This window comes from Paraburkholderia sp. D15, from assembly GCF_029910215.1.
Taxonomy (GTDB): domain Bacteria; phylum Pseudomonadota; class Gammaproteobacteria; order Burkholderiales; family Burkholderiaceae; genus Paraburkholderia.
Map to the genome: position 1 here is coordinate 1,705,403 of NZ_CP110395.1, position 21,635 is coordinate 1,727,037.

General features: G+C 63.5%; 14 protein-coding genes. 7 read left to right on the top strand and 7 right to left on the bottom strand.

Annotated features, from left to right (window positions below; all coding sequences use genetic code 11):
* Positions 1 to 24 precede the first annotated feature (24 nt).
* Entirely contained in the window at positions 25 to 783 is a 759-nt protein-coding gene (locus tag LFL96_RS07385; RefSeq protein WP_280999652.1) for an acetoacetate decarboxylase, read from the bottom strand.
* 348 nt (positions 784 to 1,131) lie between these two features.
* Between LFL96_RS07385 and LFL96_RS07390 the strand changes: the two genes are divergently transcribed.
* The gene (locus LFL96_RS07390; protein ID WP_280999654.1) at positions 1,132 to 2,565 is read left to right on the top strand and encodes an EAL domain-containing protein; all 1,434 of its coding nucleotides are present in this window, start codon (positions 1,132 to 1,134) and stop codon (positions 2,563 to 2,565) included.
* A gap of 148 nt (positions 2,566 to 2,713) precedes the next feature.
* Here LFL96_RS07390 and LFL96_RS07395 read toward each other — a convergent pair whose 3' ends face one another.
* Both LFL96_RS07395 and LFL96_RS07400 read right to left on the bottom strand, forming a co-directional pair.
* Positions 2,714 to 4,171, bottom strand: coding sequence for an HDOD domain-containing protein (locus LFL96_RS07395; protein WP_280999656.1), 1,458 nt, complete (start codon positions 4,169 to 4,171; stop codon positions 2,714 to 2,716).
* A 103-nt stretch (positions 4,172 to 4,274) separates the two neighbouring features.
* Complete coding sequence (locus LFL96_RS07400; protein ID WP_280999658.1) at positions 4,275 to 6,089, bottom strand: sensor domain-containing phosphodiesterase; 1,815 nt, start codon at positions 6,087 to 6,089, stop codon at positions 4,275 to 4,277.
* Between the two features lie 346 nt (positions 6,090 to 6,435).
* On the opposite strand from LFL96_RS07400, the gene LFL96_RS07405 reads away from it, so the two are divergent.
* The 5 genes from LFL96_RS07405 (at position 6,436) to LFL96_RS07425 (ending at position 11,603) form a co-directional block, all read left to right on the top strand.
* A complete protein-coding gene (locus tag LFL96_RS07405; protein WP_280999660.1) occupies positions 6,436 to 7,767 on the top strand; it encodes an EAL domain-containing protein in 1,332 nt (443 codons plus the stop codon).
* Positions 7,768 to 7,964: 197 nt separating this feature from the next.
* Positions 7,965 to 8,528 carry a peroxiredoxin gene (locus LFL96_RS07410; protein ID WP_280999662.1) on the top strand — a complete coding sequence of 188 codons (564 nt, stop codon included), beginning with the start codon at positions 7,965 to 7,967 and terminating at the stop codon, positions 8,526 to 8,528.
* Between the two features lie 14 nt (positions 8,529 to 8,542).
* Entirely contained in the window at positions 8,543 to 9,007 is a 465-nt protein-coding gene (locus LFL96_RS07415; protein WP_280999664.1) for a hypothetical protein, read from the top strand.
* A 640-nt stretch (positions 9,008 to 9,647) separates the two neighbouring features.
* Positions 9,648 to 10,628 (top strand): fucose-binding lectin II, encoded by a 981-nt coding sequence (locus tag LFL96_RS07420; RefSeq protein ID WP_280999666.1) that lies wholly within the window; start codon positions 9,648 to 9,650, stop codon positions 10,626 to 10,628.
* 525 nt (positions 10,629 to 11,153) lie between these two features.
* Positions 11,154 to 11,603, top strand: a complete 450-nt coding sequence (locus LFL96_RS07425; RefSeq protein WP_280999668.1) for a hypothetical protein — start codon at positions 11,154 to 11,156, stop codon at positions 11,601 to 11,603.
* Between the two features lie 522 nt (positions 11,604 to 12,125).
* On the opposite strand, the gene LFL96_RS07430 is transcribed toward LFL96_RS07425, so the two are convergent.
* From LFL96_RS07430 to LFL96_RS07445, 4 genes are all read right to left on the bottom strand, one after another.
* On the bottom strand, positions 12,126 to 15,446 hold the full coding sequence (locus tag LFL96_RS07430; RefSeq protein ID WP_280999670.1) for an efflux RND transporter permease subunit: 3,321 nt from the start codon (positions 15,444 to 15,446) through the stop codon (positions 12,126 to 12,128).
* A gap of 3 nt (positions 15,447 to 15,449) precedes the next feature.
* The gene (locus tag LFL96_RS07435; protein ID WP_280999672.1) at positions 15,450 to 18,584 is read right to left on the bottom strand and encodes an MdtB/MuxB family multidrug efflux RND transporter permease subunit; all 3,135 of its coding nucleotides are present in this window, start codon (positions 18,582 to 18,584) and stop codon (positions 15,450 to 15,452) included.
* 18 nt (positions 18,585 to 18,602) lie between these two features.
* The gene (locus LFL96_RS07440; RefSeq protein ID WP_280999675.1) at positions 18,603 to 20,021 is read right to left on the bottom strand and encodes an MdtA/MuxA family multidrug efflux RND transporter periplasmic adaptor subunit; all 1,419 of its coding nucleotides are present in this window, start codon (positions 20,019 to 20,021) and stop codon (positions 18,603 to 18,605) included.
* A gap of 421 nt (positions 20,022 to 20,442) precedes the next feature.
* Positions 20,443 to 21,279, bottom strand: a complete 837-nt coding sequence (locus tag LFL96_RS07445; RefSeq protein ID WP_280999677.1) for an IclR family transcriptional regulator — start codon at positions 21,277 to 21,279, stop codon at positions 20,443 to 20,445.
* A 47-nt stretch (positions 21,280 to 21,326) separates the two neighbouring features.
* Between LFL96_RS07445 and LFL96_RS07450 the strand changes: the two genes are divergently transcribed.
* The gene (locus LFL96_RS07450) at positions 21,327 to 21,452 is read left to right on the top strand and encodes a hypothetical protein (RefSeq protein ID WP_280999680.1); all 126 of its coding nucleotides are present in this window, start codon (positions 21,327 to 21,329) and stop codon (positions 21,450 to 21,452) included.
* Positions 21,453 to 21,635: the final 183 nt, after the last annotated feature.

Below are 21,635 nucleotides of genomic sequence, written 5' to 3' on the forward strand. Positions count from 1 at the left end.
AACGCGCCGCGGGTATCGCCGCGTTCAGCGCAGGTTTTCCTTCGGCTGATCGAGATAGTCGAACACCACTTCGCCGAGGCCGAGCGTCAGGTCGGCCAGCAGATGGCGCGCCTCGACGATTTCCAGCACCGGCAACTCCGCGACCGGCGCGAGCGCATGCGGCGCGAGTTCGAGCGCGGCCGGACCGGTCCATGCGCCTTTCAGGTCGATGTCCTGCAGGTAGTAACGCACCAGCTCGCAGATGCGCGGCGTGCCGTCCACATGCGGAATCACCTTGAGCAGGAAGTTCGGCGTTTCCAGCCGCTTCTTCTGCTGCGCGAGATCGAGCTGCCGATGCTTGTAGCCCATCGTGCCGGTGGCGATGCGCACCGGACCGTAGTCGAGCGTGCCGACCAGCGTGTCGGTATGCACCGACAGCACCGGATTCGCCAGCTTCTTCGGAAAGCCCCACAATTCGCGGCCGCCGGCGATCGGCGGATGGTCGTCCAGATACATCGCGAGCGTGTAGCCGCCCGCCACGCCCTGGTACGACACCGGAATCACCTGGCCGCTTTCCGTGTAATCGCCGAAGCCGGTCGAGTCCGGCATGCGGATGAATTCGTAGTGCACCAGCGGCTCGCCGATCTCCAGCGGCTCGGGCACCACCGCGCGCAGTTTGTCCGGGTCGGTGCGGTAGGTGATGATCAGGAATTCGCGATTGATGAAGCGATACGGGCCCATGGGGAATGCCGGGCTCGTGATCGGCATCGCGAAGGCATTTGACAGCACGCTTTTGACGTCCATATTTTTCCTTGGTGGTTAAAGGCAGGTGGAACGCTATTGCACTGCACCACAGTATCGTCGATTCCGTGCGGCTTATCTTTCGGAGACGTCACGAATTATTTCGAGTTATTGCTTCAATGACATGTCCGCGCCTGGCGCGCTGCGCTAAAATCCCCGGGCGCTTTGCGGCACGCCGCATGCCGGCGCGCCGAGGCCCGCAGCGTGTGCGTGTGAAAAATGCGCGAAATACGCGCAACGCGTGCGGCATGGGTGAGCACCCACCACGGCGTTGCGGCAAAGCGGCAAAAATTCGAACTACAGCCAACAAATACAGCGGCAAGCGCCGGTCGGCGCTGAGCGGGGGATGGAATGACCAACGTCGCAATCGGGAATCCGGGCCAACCAGGCGTTACGGACGATGCGCAACTGAATGCCAGCTTTGCGCGGCAACCGATCCTGAACCGGGACGGCATGCTGTGCGGGTATGAGATCAAGGTGCTTGCGCCGAGTGTGCCGGCCTTGCCGGAAGCGGGGGAGACACCGGGCGCACCGGAGGCTGCAAGCGCGGCGAACGGCGCCGGCCTTGACGCAGCACACACGAACGCCGATACCGGCGCTTCGCCGGACGACGCCCCGACTACACCCGCCGCCCCCACTCCCGCGCAGTTACTCGCGCGCGCCGTGGTGCGCGGCCTGATCCACAGCGACCTGCGCGGCGCGCTCACGGGCCACCCGGCTTACGTCGATGTAAGCCGCGACATGCTGCTCGACGATTCGATCCTGCGTCTGCCGGCCGAACGTTTCATGCTGGAGCTGGCGCCGTCGATCGAAGTGGATGAAGCGTTGATCGCGCGCATCGTGCAACTGCATGGCCGCCGCTATCGCTTCGTGCTCGACGATGTCACGCAACCCACCGACAGCTTCGCCAGGCTGCTGCCCTACGCGGAGGTCGTCAAGATCGACGTGACGCGCGCGCCGGCCGCGCTGCTGCCGAAGCTCGCGAGCGTGCTGAAGTCGGCGGGCAAGCTGCTGGTCGCGTCGGGGCTCGACGCGCAGAGCGACTTCGAAACCGCGCACGGTCTCGGCTTCGATCGTTTCCAGGGGTACTTCTTCGCGCGTCCGCAGACCTCGCTGACGCGTCGCGTGAGCGCGCCGCGTCACGCGCTGCTGAACCTGCTGCAATTGCTGGCGGGCGAGCCGACCGTCGCGCAGCTCGAAGCGGAACTGAAGCTCAACCCGGTGCTGGTGATGCACCTGATGAAGCTGGCCAATTCGAGCGGCCTCGCGGTCGGCCACAAGGTGACGACGCTGCGCGAAGCGATCAACGCGACGGGCACGGACCGCATCGCACGCTGGACGCAGCTGCTGCTCTACGCCGATGGCCGCAAGGTCGCGCTCGAAGACGATCCGCTGCTGCAACTCGCGGCGACCCGCGCGCGCTTCATGGAACTGGCGATCGAGCGTCTGCCCGAAGCCGGCCGCGACGAAGCCGACGCGGCGTTCCTGACCGGTGTGTTCTCGTTCGTCGATGCGGTGTTCGGCGGTTCGCTCGAAAGCACGTTGAACGTGCTGACCTTGTCGCGTCCGATCCAGTCCGCGATCCTGCAACGCGAGGGCGTGCTCGGTTTGCTGCTGAGCGCGGTCGAGGCGCTGGAGCGCGGCGCGTGGGACGAGATTGCGATGCTGTGCGAGCGCCTGCAGCCGTTGACCGTGGAAGAGGTCGCGCGCATGGGGCTCGCCGCGGGCGCGTGGGCCGGTGTGGCGGACCGCAGCGCCGAAGGGCTGGAGCGGATCGAGGACTGAGCGCAAGCAGCGCCAATAACACAGGCGACAGAAACGACAAAGCCGGCATGCAATGCATGCCGGCTTTGGCACATCTGTTGAAACCTGGCGTCGGGCAAATCCAGGATCAGGAGAGTGAAGCGGCGAGATCAGCGATCCCGCCAGGTCTTCACATCGTCTCCATTTCCCGCATCTGCCCCAGGCCGAAAAAACGGCCTAACTCCTTGGCCAGTTCATTCAGGACGCTCATTTCCTTTTGTGAAATTCGTCGTGGCTCCTGCGTATGCGACCAGTCGCCGTAGAGTAGTGCAACGGTCTGATCGCTTTCGTCGACCACCGGCAGCAGCACGAACGCGCGGGCATCGTCGAACGAGCGGCGGAACCACTCGGGCAGACGCGCGACCATTTTCGGATCGCGCGCGTTTTCGATGAAGATGCCGACCGAGTTGGCGATCGCGAGATGGAACACGTCGGGCTCGAACGCGGTGTTGAAGGTGAGCTTGGGCAGCGCCGCGTCGATCTTCGGACCCAGGCCGAGACGCGCCTTGAAGGTGCCGTTGCTGTGCTTGACGAACACCACCGTGCGCGCGAAGCCGAGGCCGGCAAGCACGGTCTCGGCGGCCATCGCGAGGGCCGGGGCGAGCGGGCTGCCGTCCGGCAGGCCGCGCAGATCTTCGACGCCGACCGCGATGCGGTCTTCCGGGCTGAGCGCTTCGCGCGCGATCGCATCCGCATTCGCGCGCAACTCGACGATCTCGGCCATCACGCCGTCGCCGCCTTCCTCGCGGGCGAGCGCGAGGCTCATTTCGAGCAGCACGTCCGGATCGGTGTTCAGCACGCGGCTGTATTCCTGCGCGAGTTCGCCGATGCGCTGCTCGCGTTCCCAGTCCGGCATGTTCTGCTGGGTGAGCACGTCGGCGACCGCCGTCGAGTAATTGGTGATGGCGCGCAGCCATTGCACCTGACGCGGCTGCTCGGTGTCCTGCGGATCGAACTCGCCCATGCCGGAGCGGATCATGTCCGGCAGACGCCAGCGCACGGCCGCTTCCTCGCCGATTTCGTCGAAGGTCACGCCGAGCACCAGCACGCAGGCATCGGCCTCGAGCGTGCCGCCTTCGATGTGACGGCGGATCTGATCCCACTCCGCGTCGAGATAGAACACCACCAGCAGCTTGCCGATCTGCCGCATCAGCGTGCAGACCACCGCTTCCTCGCCGGCGCGCAGATCGCCGCGCTCGGTCAGCTTGCGCGCGACGCAGCCCGAAAGCAGCGTGCGGTTCAGTTCGAGTTTCGCGTCGATGCGGCGCGGTGCGCTGTGATGGAAGTGATCGACGATCTTCAGGCCGACCACCAGATGACCGACCGCGTCCATGCCGAGCACCATCAGCGCGCGCGACACGGTGGTGATGTTGCCGCCGAAGGCCATGTACATCGCCGAGTTGGCGAGCCGCAGCACTTTTTGCGTCAGCGCGAAATCGGACAGCACCACCTGCACGAGGCCGGTGAAGTCGAGGTCGTCATTGTTCATCGCCGCCATGGTGGTGCGCAGCGATTGCGACAGCATGGGGAAATCGCCGCGCTCGCTCATTCGCGTCCAGAGCCGGTCGAGCACCGCCGCCTTTACCATGTGAGTCCCGCCAAAGCCATACATGTTCCAATGAGTGCCACGCCGGCGCGAAGCCGGCTTGTTCCGCTGCATGATCCACTACATGAGCGCTTCACGTGCATCGTTACGCGGTATGCAGATGAAGCGTGCGCGCTTCGAAACGCTGCGCAAGTTCCTCGGAGGGCAACGCCTTGCAGACGAGCCATCCCTGAATATGGTCGCATCCCATCTCGGTGAGCAGCGTGCGTTGGGCTTCCGTTTCGACGCCCTCGGCCACCAGTTCGAGATCGAGCGTTTGCGCGAGCCCGACGACCGCGCTAACGATTGCCTGATCGTTCCGGGAGGTTAGCAGATTCTCGACGAAACTCCTGTCGATCTTGAGCTTGGCCAGGGGGAATCGTTGCAGGTAGGCCAGACTCGAATAGCCGGTGCCGAAATCGTCGACCGCGAAACGGATGCCCATCGCCGTCAGTTCTTCCAGCAGACCCTTGGCATGCGCCGGGTCATGCATCAGCAGGCTTTCGGTGATCTCGAACACGAGGCGGCGCGGGTCGATGCCGGTCAGCTCGATCGCCTCGCGTACCGAATCCTTGAAGCGCGGATCGCGGAACTGCTGCGGCGACACGTTGACGGCCACGTATTGCAGCGAGATGCCCTTGGCGTCCCACTGGATCAACTGCATGCACGCGACCTTCAACACCCAGTTGCCGAGGAAGTTGATCAGGCCGATCGATTCCGCGAGCGGGATGAACATCGACGGCGGCACCAGGCCGTGGACCGGGTGCGACCAGCGGATCAACGCCTCGACGCCGACCACGCCATGCGTGCGGCTGCTCGTGATCGGCTGGAAGTGTAGCGAGAACTCGCCGTTGCGGACCCCGTCGTAGAGGTCGGCCTCCAGCTTCAGGCGTTCGGCGTCGGCGGGATTGTCGTCCGGCACGTAGAAGGCGAGCGTGTTGCCGCCGGCCGCCTTGGCCTGCAGCAGCGCGTGATCGGCCCAGCGCAGCAGATGCGTGTCGTGACCGGCGTTGTCGTTCGCATGACGCACGTCCGGGTAGAGCGCGATGCCGATGCTCGCCGACAGGTGCACCTGCTGGCCGTTATACACATAGGGCTGCTGGATCGCGGTCAACAGGCGGCGCGCCAGCGCTTCGGCGGCGGCGGCCGCGTCGGTGCGGCTCGCGGCGGGCTTGACGAGGATCGCGAACTCGTCGCTGGCGACGCGCGCCACCGTCTCGTTCGGGCTCGTCATGTTCAGCAGACGACGCGAGGTATCGCGCAGCATCTCGTCGCCGGCGTCGTAGCCGAGCGCGCGGTTCACGCGCTGATAGTCGTCGATGTCGAGCAGCAGCAGCGCGGTCGGCGTGCCGTGCGCGTCGGCCTGCTGTTGCGCTTCGAGCAGCGCGGGCACCAGCGCCGACTGGTTCGCGAGATTGGTCAGGCGGTCCAGATGCAGCGCCTGGGTCAGGCGTTCCTCGGTGGCGCGCCAGGCGGACACGTCGAAGCCGGCGATCGCGTAGCCGTCGACGCCGTCATGGCTGCTGCGCACCACGCGCAGCTCGACGGTGATCGGATAGGTCAGCGACTTGATCAGGCCGAGCGTGGCCTTCTCGACGTTGCCGGTGGTCGCGGCGCGCGTGAGCAGCGCGTCGAGGCGCGGCACCTCGGACGGCGCCACCAGATCGTGCAGCGTGACCGTCTCCAGATACTCGCGGTGATAGCCGATGAAGCGCAGGCTGGCGTCGGACACGTAGATGAAGCGCAGCTCGTCGTTGACGTGCGCCAGCAGATCGACCGCGCCGACCACCTGTTCCAGCTGCGCCGTGCGGCTCGGGGCCAGCTGCGGTTTGATGTCCGCGCGCCGGCCGAACGCGCGCAGCCGGTCCATGACCGTGCGCAAGGAGCCCCGGCGGGGCGCGGTGATCCTGTTCGCTTCCATGTTTGTCGCTGGCAACCTTATTCGTCTGCACGCGGGGCGCATTGCCCGCCGCCCGGTTCGGACGGCTGGGAGGTAGCAGGCCGCCCCATCAGAACGAGATAACGACCCCCAGCGGGAAATCTTTAGGCGCTATTTAGCCGCTACTAAAAAAAACAATGGGTAAGGGACCCGTTACAAAGCACGCGACGATTCCATTAAAGTGCGGCGAACTCGCGTCCGTTAAATAGGCAGACCCGCAAACAGACCGGAATCCGGACTGGCTCCGAACCGGTCGAACCGTTGTGTGGCAAGGCTGACAGCCCGCTGCCGCTTTGCTTTCCGAATACTTGCACTGCACCTGTGATCCATGTCTGAACGCCATTCCGTCAGGGCCATCCCCCGACTCGAGGTGCACGACTCACCCGCCGACCTCGCCGATCCGGCAAGCGCGGCGCGGTTCGTCTACCTGGGCCGCCAGCCAATCCTCGATCGCCATGGCGCGCTGAGCGCCTACGAGCTGCTGTTCCGCGCCGGTGCGCACAACTACGCCGAAGTCACCGACGACGCCCAGGCGACCGCCCAGGTGGTCGCCCGCGCGATCGGCGGGATCGGCGTGCAGGCGGCGCTTGGCACGCACCGCGGCTTCGTCAATATCGACCGGGCGCTGCTGTTCAACGACATCGTCCATCTGATGCCGCCCGAGCGCTTCGTCCTCGAAATCCTCGAAACCGTGAAGTTCGATGCGCAACTCGGGCGCCGGCTCGCCGAGTTGCGCCGCGCGGGGTTTCAGGTGGCGCTCGACGACGTCGTCGAGCTCTCGGACGACGTGCTGGCCGCGTTGCCGTACGCGGACATCGTCAAGGTCGACTTCCTGCTGACCGAACGTGCGGCGCTGCCCAAGCTGGCCTCGATGCTGCGCGCGCAGGGCAAGACCCTGATCGCCGAGAAGGTCGAGACGCGCGAGGACTTCGAGCTGGCGCGCGATCTCGGCTTCGATCTGTTCCAGGGCTATTTTTTCGCGCGGCCGCAGGTGCTGGCCGCGCCGCGCAACCGCTCGCCGCGGCCGGGCCTGCTGCGCCTGCTGGCGCTGCTGTCGCGCGATGCGGGCATTTACGAGCTCGAAGCGGAGCTGAAGCTCAACCCGAGCGTGGTCGTGCAATTGATGCGGCTGGTCAATTCGAGCGCGTTCGGGTTGGGCCGCAACATCTCGTCGCTGCGCGAGGCGATCATCGCAACCGGCACGCGGCAGATTGCGCGCTGGGCGCAACTGCTGCTGTATGCCGACAGTGGCGACCTGCCATGGCGTGCCGATCCGCTGGTGCAACTGGCGGGCACGCGCTCGCGCTTCATGGAACTGGCGGCGGGCGTACTGCGCCCGTTCGACGACGATTTCGCCGATGCCGCGTTCATGACCGGCATTTTTTCGCTGGTGCACGTGGTGGTGGGCAGCACGCCGGCCGCCGTGCTGGAGAAGCTGGGACTCGCGCCGCAGATTCGCGAGGCGATCGTGGCGCGCAGCGGGCCACTCGGCACCTTGCTGCGGATGGCGGTGGCGGCCGGCGAGGGCGGGGATGCCGCGCAGTATGCGGCGGCGGTCGATGCGCCGGCGGGGTTCGCGGCGCTCACGCCGGAGGTGGTGGCGGAGTTGAACCTGGCGGCGGCGGTGTGGTTCGGCGCGCATATCGAAGAGGCGGCCTGAGGGCGGCGGTCGCGGTCGGTCGTTCGGTTCGTTCGTTCGGTCGGTCGGTTCGTCTTTCGCTGCATCCGTGCCGGGTTGGCGTGCGTAATCTGGAGGTACGTGGTCCAATGGCGTGCCTGGGTCGCGCTCGTGAAGGCGAGCGGCGCGGCCGGACCTCGTTGAACCCCTGCATGCCCCTACGCTCGGAGGAACCGCTCATGAAGAAGAGATTCGTACCGATGGCGCTCGCCGCTGTCCTGTCGGCTGGTTTTGCTATCTATTCGCTGAGCGCTTGCGCGACGCTCAAGCCTGGCGATGTGGCGCCGGCGTTTACCGCCGAGGCTTCGCTGGGCGGAAAGACTTATACCTATTCGCTGGCCGACGAGCTCAAGAAGGGGCCCGTCGTGCTCTATTTCTATCCGGCGGCGTTCACCAAAGGTTGCACGATCGAGGCGCATGAGTTCGCCGAGGCCGTCGACGAGTACAAGAAGTACGGTGCGACGGTGATCGGGGTGTCGCATGACAATATCGATACGTTGACCAAGTTCTCGGTCAGCGAGTGCCGGAGCAAGTTTCCTGTCGCGGCGGATGCCGATTCCAGGGTGATCGGCGCTTACGATGCCGGGCTGCCGATGCATGCTTCGATGGCCAATCGCGTGTCGTATGTGATCGCACCGGATGGGAAGATCATTTACGAGTACACCAGTCTGTCGCCCGAGAAGCATGTGGAAAATACGCTCAAGGCGGTGAAGGAGTGGGCGGCGGCGCATCCTCAACAGTAAGCGGGTTTCTCGATATGCCTATTGTTGTGGGGTTGGCTGCGCTTGGCGCTTTGGTTTATGGCGTTGTGTGGGCGTTTGGGGCGCTGCGCGCGGCTTTTGGGGTGGGGGTGGCGGTTGGGGTTGCCGTCCTGGCGGCCTTGCTGGTTGCTGCCGGTTTGGCTTACTGGTTGCGGCGGCGTAAAGAGGTCGCGCCTAATGTGCGGGATGGGGATTGGACTCATTCGCTTCAGAGCGATTGGGGGTCTGTTCGTATTGCTGCGGTTAAGCGGTTTCTTGAGATTCGTCTTGGTAGTGAGGTTGGGAGTTATATTTTTGCCGATCTCGTGAAGGTTGATCTGCGAGCGCAGGATGGAGGGTGGCAGGTCGTGCTTCAGGTTAAAGATGCCAGGCATGGTGTTTGGGTTTTGCCCATGCGGGATAAGGGAGAGGCTACGCGGTGGTGGCGGGTTCTTGGGCTTGCTGTGCGGGAGAAGCTCTGACTTTTTTTGCTGTTGCTGTTGCTGTTGCTGTTGTTGGCCTTTCCTTGTTTTGCTTGTGGTCTATTAGTGTCGCCCCTGTGCGGGGCAGGCACTTACTTTCTTTGCCGCCGCAAAGAAAGTAAGCAAAGAAAGCGGCTTCAACCCGCCAGCTCATAAGTGGGCACCGTGCCCCGCCCCGCCGTAGTGGTGCATCTGGAATCCGTGTCCTCGCAAACTCCCCGTTCGTGACACAGCAGTCATTCCTCCAGCGGCGCTGCGCGCGCCCTGTGGTCGTTCTTTTATCCCCCCCTCGTCGTTTTCTTCCGGCTTCCTGCCTTGTGTGCGCGTGTCTTGATCCGCAGTTATGCGCGGTATTTGTTTTTCTTCTCATTGTTAAATCGGTGGCTGTTAATTGTTAAGGGATTTAACATAGTTTCGTTTCTGGTTGTTTTAAATTAATGTTTTATGCCGGTGGGATTTATTTGTGCGGCATAAATGTTGGGGATTCTATAAATAATCTTCTTCTTATTCGATTCGTCTGCTTATACTTGCCTTGCCCCGTCTGGGTCTGGATTGGTGGTGTCTGGTGTGTCGTATTGGGCGGGGCGTTATTGCGTTGGGTATTTTTATCTAAAAAACATTCTTTTTATTGAGGTGCGCTTTGGGTAACGTTCTCAAATTCGGCGATACGGTTGCGCTTCGTAATGGGCAAGATAATTTCTCCGGCTACTTTCTTTCGCTTATCTGGAAAGGCGTCCAGAATCCCGAGAAATTCGACAAGCTCTGGACCGAGGTCGCGCAGCCCGGCAAAAACTTTGCCTCGGACTATGTCTGGAAAATCATTCCTCCCGCAAACTCGGCGAAGAAAGCCGGCGATCCCGTCGCTAACTTCGAAGAGGTCTGGATCACCGTGCAGGATGACGCAGGCGCCACGCGCTATCTCGCCATCAATAACGTCGACAACACCTACGTCATGGCCAGCGATAATTCCGTGGCCACCAATCTGAAAACCTGGGTCATCTCCGGCTCGACAGCCGTCGGCCCCAGCAATCAGGCATCCGGCGATCTTAAAGATCCCCTCGAATATGGGATGTTCGTCAACCTGCTCAACAAGTCCCTCGAACGCACCGCCAACGCCCATAACGACGCCAATCAAACCGATGCGTTCAAGCACGTCCTGCGCACCGCATCCCTCAACTCGCCGCCCGATATCACCGGCTGGTGGCGCATCGATAAAACCGTCACCGATCCCGGCACCAGCGATAACGGCGGTGGCGACAACGGCGGCGGCGGCGAACGCGACGGCTGGTTCAATCTGCCACCCAACATCCGCTTCGGCGTCACCGTGCTCGTCAACTCGGCCGCGGAACAAACTGTCAAGGTGTTCGTCGACGATCCCGCCAACCCAAGCGCAACCTTCAAGGGCGCCGGCGTCGACGACAAAAACCTCCAGACCCAAATCATCAACTCGGGCAAAGGCAAGGTCCACGTCGTCGTCGAAGCCAACGGCAAACAGTCCAAACTCGGCTCGCGTCAGGTCGATATCTTCAAGAAAACCTACTTCGGCCTAGTCGGCTCCGAAGACGGCGGCGATGACGACTACAACGACGCCCTGGTGATCCTGAACTGGCCGCTTGGCTGATAAGTCGACCCTCCGCTCCAGTCTTCGAATGACCTATGTCGAACGCGAAGATCGGAGCGGAACAACTCGACGCCCAACGCTGACCGCAAGCGCGTACGCCGGCAGTGCAGATGCTGCCGGCGACGCGCTTTCTATCATCTTCCCCCTGCAATGACCGCTCCATCCGCCATTCGCGACTACCTCCAATTCCGACACGCGCGTTGGGAAATTTCGGAAAAGTGGTTGGCGTGCTCAATTTAGCCCGGACGGGTGATCGATCGGGATGCCTGACGATTTAGACTCGTTTTGTTGTGTCCTTCACAACAAACGGGTTTCACAGCCCGTCAAGCACAGTACCCCGCGAGCTTGCCGATGCGAGCGAGCGGCTGCCTTCGCGCGTCTCTATGGGCGGGCCTTGGCGGGGGAGCCTCGCGGCTCGCCGGTTTGTGGTACTGCGCACCGGTCTGTGAACCTCGTCAATGCGCCCGCTCACCATCTTTGCAAGCTAGTGTCGGGCGATCCGAGTCAGGAAACTGGAGATCGCAGATGAGTAAAACCCCGAAGAAAACTCGAACGGCGTCGCGTGCTGCTGTGGATGGTGATCAATATGAGCGGCTTGCGTTGTCGGCGTTCCGGATGATTGAGCGGCAGATGACGCAACTGGACAATTTGCTGACGTTGGCGACATCGATCTACCAGAACCCGGCGACGACGATGGATGAGCGGGCGCGTCAACGTACGTTGCTGGGTTTATGGATCGAGACGGGGGAGGCGTACCGGCGGGAGGTGGAGATTGACCGCGAGTTGTATGGGATTGTGGCGTTGGACGCACGTGGCGTTCCGCAATCGCAACTGAGTGCACGCTACGCGACGAAGTTGCTGGCGAAGGCGGCGGAGACGTCGATGGCAGGCGAAGAGGGCGCGCTGCCGAATTCGATGGCGGCGTGTGCAAGCGACGCAAAAACGCTAACGCGCCGAACGGCGGTAGCACATTGAAGCGGCTATGAGCCGCCACGAAAAAACGGCGCGACCCACGAGACTAAGGCGAGCGGAGCACGTCCATAGCGCGGCTGCTTGACGACGTTTAAGCACGACGATTGAGGCACCGCATTTGTACGTGCTGCGTCGTAACGTGTTGAAACTTCCGAGTGATGTGACGAGTGGGAAGGGCAATCCAGCGACAAAGCCACGGTCGAGAAGCGCCCCGGTGACCGATTCGAGAACGACCGCACCGGCGCGCGCAGCGCTGCCGAAAGAATGACTGCTGTGTCACGAACGCGGAGTGCGCGAGAACACGGATTCCAGATGGGCCACTACCGTGGCTGTGCGGGGGACCCGCTTAAGAATTAGCGGTTTGAGCGGCTTTCTCTTGCTTACTTCTCTTTGCCGCGGCAAAGAGAAGTAAGTGCCTGCCCCGCACAGGGGCGAGCCTAATCGACCACTAACAATACAAGAAAAGGCCAACACACCAAGCGAACCACCAAAAGCGCCGCACAGGCAAAAAAACCAAAACAAACCTCAAACCGCCGCCGTCCCTGCCCTCCGGGCCTTCCTGTCCTCCCACCTCACCCGAATCCGATCCATATAAAGATAAACAACCGGCGTCGTATAGAGCGTAAGCATCTGACTAACAATAAGCCCACCGACAATAGCAATACCCAAAGGCGCCCGCAGCTCAGCCCCTTCGCCATTCCCAAAAGCCAACGGCAGCGCCCCAAGCAGTGCGGCGAACGTCGTCATCATAATGGGCCGAAACCGCAGCAAACACGCCTGATAAATAGCATCCCGCGAAGAAAGCCCTTGCCGCGAAGCCTCAATAGCGAAATCGACCATCATGATCGCGTTCTTCTTGACGATACCGATCAGCAAGATCACACCGATAAGCGCAATGATGCTGAACTCCGTCTTGAACAACAGCAGCGCCAGCAACGCCCCCACCCCAGCCGAAGGCAAGGTAGAAAGAATCGTGAGCGGATGAATATAGCTCTCATACAGCATCCCAAGCACGATATACACGGCAGCCAGCGCAGCGAGAATCAGAATGGGTTGATCGGACATCGACTGCTGGAATGCCTGAGCCGTGCCCTGGAAACTGCCATGAATGGTGCCAGGCATGCCGATCTGCGCCATCGTGTCGTAAATCGCCTGCGTCGCCGTCGACAACGAAACCCCCGGCGGCAAGTTAAACGAAATAGTCGACGCGACAAACTGACTCTGGTGGTTCACCGACAACGGCGTATTCCCCGGACCAAAGCTCGCGATAGCCGACAACGGCACCATCGTTTCCTTGGACGTCGACACCGCCGCACCGGAAGACGCACTCGACTTCCCGCTCGCGGCAATCGAATTGATCGCCTGATTCCGCGCGGAGTCGGCCGCGATACTGGCCACGCTCGACGCCGTCGTCCCACCCGCACCGCCGGTAGCAGCGCTCGTACTGGTGGTCGACGAAACGGCCGCCGCCGCAGTCACGGTCCCCGCCGGCGCGTTCGTCGTCTGCGCGCCGCTAGCGCTCCCGCCCGACGTACTCACGTAAATCTGCTTCAGCATGTCCGGGCTCTGCCAGTACTTCGGCGCGACTTCCATCACCACGTGATACTGATTCAGCGGGTTGTAGATCGTCGACACCTGCCGCTGCCCGAACGCGTCGTACAGCGTGTTGTCGATCTGCGCCGGCTTGATCCCCAGGCGCGATGCGGTCGCGCGATCGATCGTCACCATCGCCTCGAGGCCGCCTTGCTGCTGGTCCGAATTGACGTCGGCGAGTTCGGGGCGCGCCTGCAACGCCTCGGTCAGCAACGGCCCCCACTTGTACAGATCGGGCGTCGAATCGGCCAGCAAGGTGAACTGATACTGCGCGTTCGACTGCCGTCCGCCGACGCGAATATCCTGCACCGCCTGCAAGAACGTCCGCGCGCCGGCCACGTCGCCGAGCGGCGCGCGCAGTTGCTGAATCACCTGATCGGCGGACAGCTTGCGCTCGCTCTTCGGCTTCAGCGTGACGAACATGAAGCCGGAGTTGGTCTGCCGGCCGCCGGTAAAGCCGGCCACGCTATCCACCGCCGGATTCTTGCCGACAATCTCCATCATCTGCGCGAATTTGCCCTTCATCGCCTGGAACGACGTGCTCTGGTCGGCCTGAATCCCGCCGATCATGCGCCCGGTGTCCTGCTGCGGAAAGAAGCCCTTCGGCACGATGATGTAGAGCCACACGTTCAGGCCGATCGTCAGCAGCAGAATCGTCACGATCAGCCGTGGATGCAGCAAGGCCCAGCCGAGCGTGCGTTCATAACCGTGCTGCATCCGCGCGAAGTTGCGTTCGAGCCAGCGGCCAACACGGCCTTCTTCCTTCTTCTCATGCGCTTCGCGCAGCAAACGCGAACACATCATCGGCGTGAGGGTGAGGGAGACGATCAGCGAGACGCCGATCGCCAGCGACAGCGTCAGCGCGAATTCGCGGAACAGCCGGCCGACGATCCCGCCCATCAGCAGAATCGGCAGGAACACGGCGACCAGCGAAATACTGATGGACAGCACCGTGAAGCCGACTTCGCGTGCACCGAGAAACGCGGCCTTCATGCGCGGCACGCCGTTCTCGATGTGCCGCGAAATGTTCTCCAGCACGACGATCGCGTCGTCGACCACGAAGCCGGTCGCGATGGTCAGCGCCATCAAGGACAGGTTGTCGATCGAAAAGCCCAATAAATACATCGCGCCGAAGGTGCCGATGATCGAAATCGGCACGGCAATGCTCGGAATCAGCGTGGCGCGCCAGTTGCGCAGGAACAGGAACACCACCATCGTGACCAGCGCGACCGCGATCAGCAGCGTGTGTTCGGTGTCCTTCAGCGATGCGCGGATCGTCGTCGAGCGGTCGCCGGCCGGCGCGATGTCGACGTCGGCGGGCAGCGACGCGTGCAATTGCGGCAGCATCGCCATCACGCGGTCGATCGTATCGATGATGTTCGCGCCCGGCTGACGGTACAGAATCACCAGCACCGAACGCTTGCCGTTGAAGAGCCCCAGGTTGCGCAGGTCTTCGACCGAATCGACCACCTCGGCGACATCGGACAGCTTCACCGCCGAGCCGTTGCGATACGCGATGATCAGATCCTTGTACTGCGACGCCTTGCTGGCCTGGTCGTTGGTATAGATCTGCACGCGGTTCGCGCCGAACTCGATCGACCCCTTCGGGCTGTTCGCGTTGGCGGCGGCGAGCGCCGCGCGCACGTCTTCGAGACCGATGCCGTAGTGCGACAGCATATTCGGCTCGAGTTCGACGCGCACGGCCGGATTGGCCGAGCCGCTCACGTCCACTTCGCCGACGCCGTCCACCTGCGAGAGCGACTGTTGCAGCACCGTCGCGGCGGAGTCGTACAACTGGCCGGCGGTCAGCGTCTTCGAGGTGAGCGCGAGAATCAGGATCGGCGCATCGGCCGGATTGACCTTGTGATACGTCGGGTTGCTGCGCAGGCTCGCCGGCAGGTCGGCGCGGGCGGCGTTGATCGCCGCCTGCACGTCACGCGCGGCGCCGTCGATGTCGCGGTTCAGGCCGAACTGCAGCGTGATGCGGGTCGAGCCCACCGAGCTCATCGACGTCATTTCCGTCACATCGGCGATCGAGCCGAGGTGCCGTTCGAGCGGACTGGCCACGCTGGTGGCCACCGTGTCCGGGCTCGCGCCCGGCAAGGAAGCCTGCACCGAGATGGTCGGGAAATCGACCTGCGGCAGCGGCGCGACCGGCAGCCTGGTGAACGCGAACACGCCGGCCAGCGCAATGCCGATCGCCAGCAGCGTGGTGGCGACCGGGCGGGAGATAAACGGACGCGATAGATTCATCGGTCAGTTCCCTGCGTCGGTGGCGGGCGGTGTCGCGTCGTGGGACGGTCCGCCGCGATTGAAGCGCGCACGCGCACGGCGGCCCAGCGAGTCGAACGCGAGATAGATCACCGGCGTGGTGAACAGCGTCAGCAACTGGCTGACGATCAGGCCGCCGGCAATCGCGATACCGAGCGGGCGGCGCAGTTCCGAACCGGCGCCGGTGCCGAGCATCAGCGGCAGCGCGCCGAGCAGCGCGGCGAGCGTGGTCATCAGGATCGGCCGGAAACGCAGCAGGCACGCCTGGTAGATCGCCTCGCGCGGCGCCTTGCCTTCCTCGCGCTCCGCGTAGAGCGCGAAGTCGATCATCATGATCGCGTTCTTCTTCACGATACCGATCAGCAGCACGATGCCGATGATGCCGATGATGTCCAGGTCGTGCCCGGTGATCAGCAACGCCAGCAATGCGCCGACGCCGGCCGAGGGCAGGGTCGACAGAATCGTGATCGGGTGGATGAAGCTCTCGTACAGCACGCCGAGCACGATGTACATCGTGACGATCGCCGCGAGAATCAGGAACAGCTCGTTCGACAGCGACGCCTGGAACGCCAGCGCCGCACCCTGATAGCGCGTCTGGAACGACGCCGGCAGGCCGATGTCCTTCTCCGCCTGATCGATCGCCTTGACCGCCGCGCCCAGCGACGAACCCGGCGCGAGGTTGAACGACACCGTGGTGGCCGGGAACTGGCTCAGGTGCGTGACCAGCAGCGGCGCGGGCTTCTCGATGAAGCGCGCGATCGACGACAGCGGCACCTGCCCGCCGGACGAGGTGGAGGAGGGCAGGTAGATCGAATTCAGCGAGTCGGTGTAATGCTGCATCGACGGCTGCGCTTCGAGGATCACGCGGTACTGGTTCGACTGCGTGAAGATGGTCGAGATGATGCGCTGGCCGAACGCGTCGTACAGCGCGCTGTCGACGGTGGCCGGCGTGATGCCGTAGCGCGACGCGGTGGCGCGGTCGATCTCGATGTACACCGACTGGCCGTTGTCCTGCAGATCGGTCGCGACGTCGGCGAGTTCCGGCGACTGCTTGAGCCGGTCCACCAGCTTCGGCACCCACGTGGTGAATTCGCCGATATTCGGATCGGTCAGCATGAACTGGTACTGCGTCGGGCTGACGGTCGAATCGATCGTCAGATCCTGCACCGGCTGCATGTACAGCGACGCGCCCGGAATATGCGCGACGTCCTTCTGCAACTGGCGGATCACGTCGCTCGCGGTGTTGTCGCGGTCGTCGCGCGGCTTAAGGTTGATCAGCATGCGGCCGCTGTTCAGCGTGATGTTGCTGCCGTCCACGCCGATAAACGAGGTCAGGCTTTCCACGTCCGGGTTCTTCAGGATCTGCGCGGCGAGTTCCTGCTGACGCTCGGCCATCGACGCATACGACACCGACTGCGGCGCCTGCGTGATCGCCTGGATCACGCCGGTATCCTGCACCGGGAAGAAGCCCTTCGGAATGAACACGTACAGCAGGCCGGTCAGCACCAGGGTGAGCAGCGCGACGAACAGCGTGGAACGCTGCCGGTTCAGCACCCATGTCAGCGCGACCGCGTAACGGGCAATCACCCAGTCGATCGCGCGGTGCGCCTTCGCCTCGAAACGGTGGCTCTCGTGCGGCGGCGTGTGGCGCAGCAGCTTCGCGCACATCATCGGCACCAGCGTGAGCGAGACCACGGCCGAAATCACGATCGTCACCGCCAGCGTGATCGCGAATTCGTGGAACAGGCGGCCGACCACGTCGCCCATGAAGAGCAGCGGAATCAGCACGGCGATCAGCGAGACCGTCAGCGAAATGATCGTGAAGCCGATCTGCTTCGAGCCTTTCAGCGCGGCTTCGAGCGGCGCTTCGCCTTCCTCCACGTAGCGCGCGATGTTCTCGATCATCACGATCGCGTCGTCGACCACGAAGCCGGTCGCGATGGTCAGCGCCATCAGCGACAGGTTATCGAGCGAGAAGCCGCACAGATACATGACCGCGAGCGTGCCGATCAGCGACAGCGGCACCGACAGACTCGGGATGATGGTTGCGTAGACGTTGGCGAGGAACAGGTACATCACCAGCACGACCAGCACGACCGACATGGCCAGTTCGAACTGCACGTCGCGCACGGACGCGCGGATCGTGGTGGTGCGGTCGGTGACGATCTGCACCTCCAGCGCGGCGGGCAGCGACTGCTGCAACTGCGGCAGCAGCGCCTTGATGCTGTCCACCACCTGGATCACGTTCGCGCCCGGCTGGCGCTGCACGTTCAGGATGATGGCCGGCGTGCCGTCGACCCACGCGCCGAGCTTGGTGTTCTCCGCGCCCTGCACGATGGTGGCGACGTCCGTCAGCATCACCGCGCGGCCGTTCTTGTACGCGACCACGGCGCTCTTGTACGCGTCGGCGTCGGTGAGCTGGTCGTTGGCGTTGATCGTGTAGTTGCGCGTGGGGCCGTCGAAGTTGCCCTTCGGCGTATTGACGTTCAGGTTCGAAATGGTGGTGCGCAGATCGTCCAGGTTCAGACCGTACGCGGCGAGCGCGCGCGGGTTCGCCTGAATCCGCACGGCCGGGCGCTGGCCGCCCGACAGGCTCACCAGACCCACGCCCGCGACCTGCGAGATCTTCTGCGCGAGACGCGTGTCGGCCAGATCCTGCACCTGGGTCAGCGGCATCGTCTTCGACGTGATCGCGAGCGTGATGATCGGCGCGTCGGCCGGGTTGACCTTCGCGTAGATCGGCGGCGCGGGCAGGTCGGACGGCAGCAGGTTGCCCGCCGCGTTGATGGCGGCCTGCACTTCCTGCTCGGCGATGTCGAGCGGCAGATCGAGGCTGAACTGCAGCGTGATGATCGACGAACCCGCCGAGCTTTGCGACGACATCTGGTTCAGCGACGGCATCTGCCCGAACTGCCGTTCGAGCGGCGCCGTCACCGACGAGGTCATCACGTCCGGGCTCGCGCCCGGATAGAAGGTCTGCACCTGGATGGTCGGATAGTCGACTTCGGGCAGCGCGGACAGCGGCAGGAAGCGCAGCGCGACGAGACCGACCAGCATGATCGCCGCCATCAGCAGCGCGGTGCCGACGGGACGCAGAATAAAGGCGCGGGATGGATTCATGCGGTAAGTGCCGTGCCTTTATTGCGAGTCTTGTGTCGCGTGTTTGCGATGATGCCCGTGTGTGCCGGAGGCGCCCGACGCGGCGGCCGCGCTACTGGCGCCGCTCGCGCCATGCGCGCCGCGCGCGCCCGATGCGCCGCGTGGCTTGTCCGCCGGAATCGTGATCTTCGCGCCTTCCTTCAGGCGGTCCGAACCGTCGATCACCACGCGCTCGCCGACCTGCACGCCGGACTTGATGCTGGTGCGTTCGCCGTCCACCGGGCCGACCTTGACCGGCCGCACGGTGACCGTGTTGTCCGGCTTAACGACGTAGACGAACTGGCCCATCGAGCCGTTCAGCACCGCGGTGGTCGGCACGATCACCGCGTCCTTGATCGTATCGACCAGCAGGCGCGTGTTGACGAACTGATTCGGGAACAGCAGGTTGTTCGGGTTCTGGAAGATCGCGCGCAGCTTGACGGTGCCGGTGGTGGTGTCGATCTGGTTGTCCAGCGTTTCGAGCGAGCCGCCTTCGAGCGACGTGGTGTTGCTGCGGTCGTACGCCGTGACCGACAGCTTCGCGCCCGACTGGGTCTGCTGGATGATCTGCTGCAGGTTGTCTTCGGAGGTGGTGAAGATCACGCTGATCGGCTGCAACTGCGTAATCACGACGAGGCCGTTGGCCAGGCTCGGCGTCACGTAGTTGCCCGGATCGACCTGGCGCAGACCGACGCGGCCCGACACCGGCGCGGTGATGCGCGCGTACACGAGGTCGAGCTTGTAGGTATCGATATTCGCCTGATCGGACTTCACCGTGCCTTCGTACTGGCGCACCAGCGAGGCCTGCGTATCCACCTGCTGACTCGCGATCGAGTCCTGCGCGAGCAGCGTCTGGTAGCGCTTCAGGTCGAGGCGCGCGGTTTGCAGCAGCGCCTGGTCGCGGGCCAGCGTGCCCTGCGCGTTTTCCAGCGAGATCTGGTAAGGCCGCGGGTCGATCTGGGCGAGCACGTCACCCTTCCTGACCATCTGGCCTTCCTTGAAATACACGTCCTGCAGCGTGCCGCTCAACTGCGGCAGCACCGTGACGTTGGCGAGCGGCGTGACCGTGCCGAGCGCGGTCAGCACGACCGGCATTTCGCCTTGTGTTGCCGTTGCCACGTGCACGGGTTGCGGCTGGTTGCCGAGCGCCGCGCCGCGGCCCCCACGACCGCCGCTGTGACCGCTCGCCGCGCTGCCGCCCGCTGCGCCGCCGGGGCTACCCCACGGATGCCAGCGCCACAGCACGATGCCGAGAATGACCAGCGCCGCCACGATCAGCGCGATGTTGCGGCCGCGATGCCGTTTGACCGCACCGGGTGCGGCGGATGGGCCGGTTGAGCGCGCCGGACCGCTGGTGGACGGTTGGGAAGCCGGGGTGACAGGGCGTGTGGTATCCGAATGCTTTTGTTGTTCGTCCATCGGTTCGGTCTGGTGGCTGACTTGGATGTGAGCCGTTCGCGCGTTCGAGCCGCTCGGAATTGCAGCGGGCCGGCGCGCGGACGGCGTGACAGGCGGTTTCGACAGCGGGAGCGTCGTGCTTGTTCTGCGCGATGCTACCCGAGGCGCGGGACAAAGATGTTAACGCAATGCGGCGTGAAAAAAGACTGGCCGGCGAATGATGACCGGGCATAACGCCCAGCCGGAGCCGCGCCCCGCGACGGGAATGCATGATCCTACGTCGTCGCCTCTGTAACAGTCCACCCGTGTTTTTTTCTTTTGATTACGAAGGTTACAGGATGTCTTCAAGTGGGCATCGAGGTTGAAGGGAAGATGACAGCGGCTCAGCCTCGGGCATCCGTCAGGTATCCAGCCTCAGATATCCGGCCTCAGGTATCCAGCCTCAGGTATCCAGCCGGCGCCCCGGCGTGCCGCCGATCTCCAGCACGATCCGCGCGACGCATTCCAGCAGGGCCGGTGCCGCGCGCGAGATCAGCCAGTCGCGCGGACACTGGTCGGCCGAGCCGCCGCAGTTGACCGCATAGCGCTCGCCCGACGGACCGGTGAAGCCGAGTGCGATCGCGTTCAGACCGTCGTACCACTCGCCGGTCGCGATCGCGAAGCCGCGTTCCATGGTCTCCTGCAGCGCGCTGTCGAGCCGGCTGCCGACGTGGCCCCAGTCGTCGCCCTCGGCGGCTTGCAGGCCGATCAGCAGCTTTTCCCGATCGGCGGGCGCGAGCGCGGCAAGATAGGCGCGGCCGATCGCGGTACGGCTGATATTCATGCGCGAGCCGATTTCGAGACGCGACACGAGCACCGCCGAGCGCGGCCGGATCGCGTCGATCACGACCATGTCGAGCCGGTCGCGCACCGCGAGGTGCACGGACAGCGCGGTACGTTCGGCGAGTTCGATCAGGAACGGCCGTGCGCGGGCCCGGATGTCGAAGTTGCGCAGAAAACCGTTGCTCAATTCCAGTACCGACGACGTCAGCACGAAGCGCTCGCTGTCCGGCAGGCGGAACAGGAAGCCCGCGCCGACGAGGGTCGCGGTGATGCGCGACACGGTCGGCTTCGGAATGCCGGTCAGTTCGGTCAACTCGCGATTGCTGAGCGGCGCGTCGGCGGCGGCAACGGCGCGCAACACGGTCAAACCGCGCGCCAACGCGGTGACTTCGTCGCCGGACGCGTCTTTATCCTTGAGCGGGTCTGCTTCCAGCCGGGTCGACTTGGGTCTGATCATGTGTTTTTCTGGAACTTTATTTCAGTTTTTTGTACACGGCAGCGGAGATGAGCGATGCAAAACGGGTCGCCGGTGAGCCCCAAAATGGGGCATTTAATGGAATTTTCCTCAGAAGATTCATTGTATCGGAATATTTTGCCGGTGCGACGAATGGCTCTTTAGATTTTGCTTGACTTAGTCAGCATAACCATAAAAAATGGAATCTCATTTCGAAAGACGGTTTCAGGTTCGGTTATTTGCAAGTGTAGAACCTGCCGTGGCCCGCGCAGTGTCTGGTCGAGTGTCCTTAAACAGTCCACCTTTACAGTCTGTGCCGCGCGCTCTTCGGGGCGCTGTAGTGTTGGGTCAACGCTTTC

Coding starts and splice junctions, on each gene's coding strand:
- LFL96_RS07385 (WP_280999652.1), bottom strand. CDS start 783: ATGGACGTCAAAAGCGTGCTGTCAAATGCCTTCGCGATGCCGATCACG.
- LFL96_RS07390 (WP_280999654.1), top strand. CDS start 1,132: ATGACCAACGTCGCAATCGGGAATCCGGGCCAACCAGGCGTTACGGAC.
- LFL96_RS07395 (WP_280999656.1), bottom strand. CDS start 4,171: ATGGTAAAGGCGGCGGTGCTCGACCGGCTCTGGACGCGAATGAGCGAG.
- LFL96_RS07400 (WP_280999658.1), bottom strand. CDS start 6,089: ATGGAAGCGAACAGGATCACCGCGCCCCGCCGGGGCTCCTTGCGCACG.
- LFL96_RS07405 (WP_280999660.1), top strand. CDS start 6,436: ATGTCTGAACGCCATTCCGTCAGGGCCATCCCCCGACTCGAGGTGCAC.
- LFL96_RS07410 (WP_280999662.1), top strand. CDS start 7,965: ATGAAGAAGAGATTCGTACCGATGGCGCTCGCCGCTGTCCTGTCGGCT.
- LFL96_RS07415 (WP_280999664.1), top strand. CDS start 8,543: ATGCCTATTGTTGTGGGGTTGGCTGCGCTTGGCGCTTTGGTTTATGGC.
- LFL96_RS07425 (WP_280999668.1), top strand. CDS start 11,154: ATGAGTAAAACCCCGAAGAAAACTCGAACGGCGTCGCGTGCTGCTGTG.
- LFL96_RS07430 (WP_280999670.1), bottom strand. CDS start 15,446: ATGAATCTATCGCGTCCGTTTATCTCCCGCCCGGTCGCCACCACGCTG.
- LFL96_RS07435 (WP_280999672.1), bottom strand. CDS start 18,584: ATGAATCCATCCCGCGCCTTTATTCTGCGTCCCGTCGGCACCGCGCTG.
- LFL96_RS07440 (WP_280999675.1), bottom strand. CDS start 20,021: ATGGACGAACAACAAAAGCATTCGGATACCACACGCCCTGTCACCCCG.
- LFL96_RS07445 (WP_280999677.1), bottom strand. CDS start 21,279: ATGATCAGACCCAAGTCGACCCGGCTGGAAGCAGACCCGCTCAAGGAT.
- LFL96_RS07450 (WP_280999680.1), top strand. CDS start 21,327: ATGAGCGATGCAAAACGGGTCGCCGGTGAGCCCCAAAATGGGGCATTT.